The 3,213-nt window shown below is 65.5% G+C and carries 1 protein-coding gene; it reads right to left on the reverse strand.

From position 1 onward, the window contains the following. Positions 1-1,477 precede the first annotated feature (1,477 nt). On the reverse strand, positions 1,478-2,962 hold the full coding sequence (locus BJQ90_RS14810) for an MGDG synthase family glycosyltransferase (protein ID WP_226761004.1): 1,485 nt from the start codon (positions 2,960-2,962) through the stop codon (positions 1,478-1,480). Between the last annotated feature and the right edge of the window lie 251 nt (positions 2,963-3,213).

The raw sequence follows: 3,213 nt of genomic DNA on the forward strand, positions 1-3,213 counted from the left end.
GACGGGGAAAAGGATGGCTGCGGCGGCGGGTCAACTGGCGGGAAGGCCATGGCAGCAAAGACCACCAATTCCCACCACTCGCCCGCGAAGCCGGCCCCGCCTACCGACTGGCAAGGCCCAGCGAGCTCAGCGTCTGCTCCGGATCAGTGGCCATGTCATGCCGTTGCCCCCGCATTCCTGCATGAACCTGTATCAGACCGAAAATTCCGGACCCGCCGCAGCATTTGGTCGATCAAGAAAATCAGGAAGTCATGTAGTACGTCACCCTAGCCACCATGAAGTAGTGAACGCGAAAACCCGACGGAAGGACGAACAAAGATGAACACCCAGAAGAGGCCCCACAGGGCGGCACCCGGTCCGCCGTAGTCAGCCGCTCCCCCACACAACCGAAACATCAGATCAGAGGCAAGAGCGTGGACGCTGTCCACACGAAAAACCACCAAGAAGGCCCTTGACCTGCGGAAACACTGTGCCCGAGGTGGGACTCGAACCGGGTTCCGGCCCTTGCAAACACTGGGCTCCGGCCGAAACATGCGGAATCCGGGCCAGTCCGGCACCGGTACGGCCGAGTCCGGGGCCCAAAGTGTGGACACTGTCCACACTCCCAATTCTCCCCGCCAAAGGCCTCCCCCAAACTGCCGCACCCCGCGTTGACAGGGTGCGGCGATTCTTTGCCCTGGAACTCTTGATTCTGCCGGAGAAGTTCAACCGCGGCTGCAATGTGGTCCTCCCCGCGCTCGTTACGGACTCCCGCGCATACCTGCACGGCGCACTGAGTCTCCAGGCTCTGCATACCGACCCACCTCTCTTCAGCCCCTCCATGGTCCGATCGGCCGACAGCCGCATGACCCGGCTACGTCCCTTCAGATGCTGACCGCGGACTAACGTAGCCACTCGAAAACAACGGAACCCGGCGGCGCCACCAGCCGCCGCCACAGCACGGTGCAAACAATCAGGGCTTCGCCCCGAACGCGGCACCAGTTGGCCGACGACGGGGCATAGCGTTGTCCTCTTCCTGATCATTCAACGTTTATGTCTTCCTCCTCGCCCCATCGGGGTTGTACAGGAGGAGAGTATCCAGTGACGGGGTCACCCCGGCCTCGCAAGTGTCTGCCCCGCGATTTCGATCGGAAACGGCTTGGGCGATTGACGCGAAGGTACACCCGCTATTCGATCGTCCCCAGGAGCGTGGGGCGGTAGTGGATTCCGTGATCGACGAGTAGCCCTGCCTCCCGACCGGTAAATCGTTTCCATCTTGACGGCCGGGCTGTCCGACGCGGTTGTCATGTTCCTAAGTCGTCTGCACGAAATGCCCAAAGTCGTCTGCACGGGCACCACGTGTCCGTAAACCGCCCGGGCGACTGGGCCCTGCTCGCCGCCCAGCACAGCCCGGTCAGCTGGGCGGGCGCGGACCGGTTGCGGCGCCGTGAGGGAGCGATCGACGAGGGAGGCGTCCCGGACGGCCGGCCCGCGGTCGCTAGGGGTCGTGTCCCGCCGGTCCCCTGGGAAGGATGCGAGGGGGTGGCGAGGGCTCCTCGACGCGGATGGGCAGCTCGTCGTCCCCCCGAAGAATGGCGCGGAGCAGCCGCCGCTCCTCCCACCTGAGCGACATGAGCGCGTGGCCGCGCCGCAGGACCACACCCCCGTTCCGGGTGGCGTACCGCTTCTGCAGATCTACCAGCTCCTCGGCTCGCAGCAGCGCGACCGTGCTACCCGCAGCCGAGTCGATGACGCGGACCAGCGAGGAGGGTCCCCTCAAATCGGTCGCAACTAAGCGCCGCTCGCTCTCGGCGAGGATTGTCTTCTGCGCTGCGCGTGTCACGACCAAGGGACGGGACGGCCCGTCCAGCAGTCCGGTCAGCACGTCCGCCGCAGCGTCAGGGCGGCCCGTTCTCCGCGCCGCCGCCTGCATCCGCTGCAGGCGACCCGGCTCCCGCAGCACCTCGTCGATCTTCCAGCCGATCGTCGCGGGAGTGTTGCAGCGGACCGCCGCCCCCTGCTCCATCAGGTAATCGCCGTTGCGAACCTCCTGCCCCGGGATGGGGTTCACAAGCACCATGGGCAGCCCTACAGCCATGCACTCCGACGCCGACAGCCCGCCCGGCTTGCCCACAAACAGGTCGGCGCAGCGCAGCAGCTGCGGCATCTCCGCCGTGAAGCCGAGCACGCGGTAGCGGTCGCCAGCGGGCGCCACCAGCTGCTCGATACGCTGCCGTAGCGCATCGTTGCGTCCGCACACGACCGTGGCAGTGAAGGACGAGCGCATGTGCAGCGTCTGCCGCACGACCGAGACGGCATAGTCGCCGCCAGTCGCGCCCGCCGAGATCAGCAGCTTCGGGGGGTCGTTTGCATCGCTCGCAGGCGCTACGTTCAGCTGGGTGGCGATCGGGATGCCCGTGGCCGCGACGCGGTCGGGGGGCAAACCCAGCGCCATCAGTTCCACCCTCCCCTCCTCCCTGGCCAGGAAGAGCGCATGGAACGCGCCCGTAAGCCATAGGCCCTGGAAGTCGTAGTCCGTCGTGACGACGGCGGTCCTCGCGTCAATCACGCCGCGAAGGAGCAGTGACGCCAGCAGTTGGGCTGGCAGGAAGTGCGTGCACACGATCGCGGTCGGCCGGAATCGCTTGATCGCACCGATCACTGGAAGAGCGTTCACCCGTGTCCAGGGGTCTACTGGGCCCCGGCGCCGGAACGGACGGTCGTTAATGTCGTAGCCCCACTCGACCAGCCAGGGCAAGTCCTCGACCAGGACGAAGTAACCCTTGCCCAGCAGTGTGCGGTAGAGCACGCTGCTCACCTGCAGCACATCCAGCACCTGCACTTCGTCGATGTCGGCGCGCGCGGCACACGCCTGCTGCACCGCCGCCGCGGCGCTGTTGTGCCCCGCTCCTACCCCTGCTGACAGGATAAGTACGCGCTCCCTCCCAGCGGCGTCGGGGCCTCGTGCCGACGTTCTGCGCATGAAGAGAGTCTAGCGGGCCGTATCACCACCGCCGGTAGTGCCCATTAGCGTGGTGTAACAGCCCGGCCCCGGGCGTGTTGTTCCCGCGATCCAGCCGGCAAGAAATGTTTGCTTTCTCTTCTGCCAAGTACTGTCGATTCGGTTTTCTCGAAGTTGATCCTGGCGACATCGCTGAGACCCCTCAGAGCAAGGGGTGTTGCACTGATTCCTTGAATCCAAGCCGGTCCGAGCGTCCCCTGCCACTGCAAGAT

Source organism: Arthrobacter sp. SO3, from assembly GCF_020532825.1.
Classification (GTDB): Bacteria; Actinomycetota; Actinomycetes; order Actinomycetales; family Micrococcaceae; genus Arthrobacter.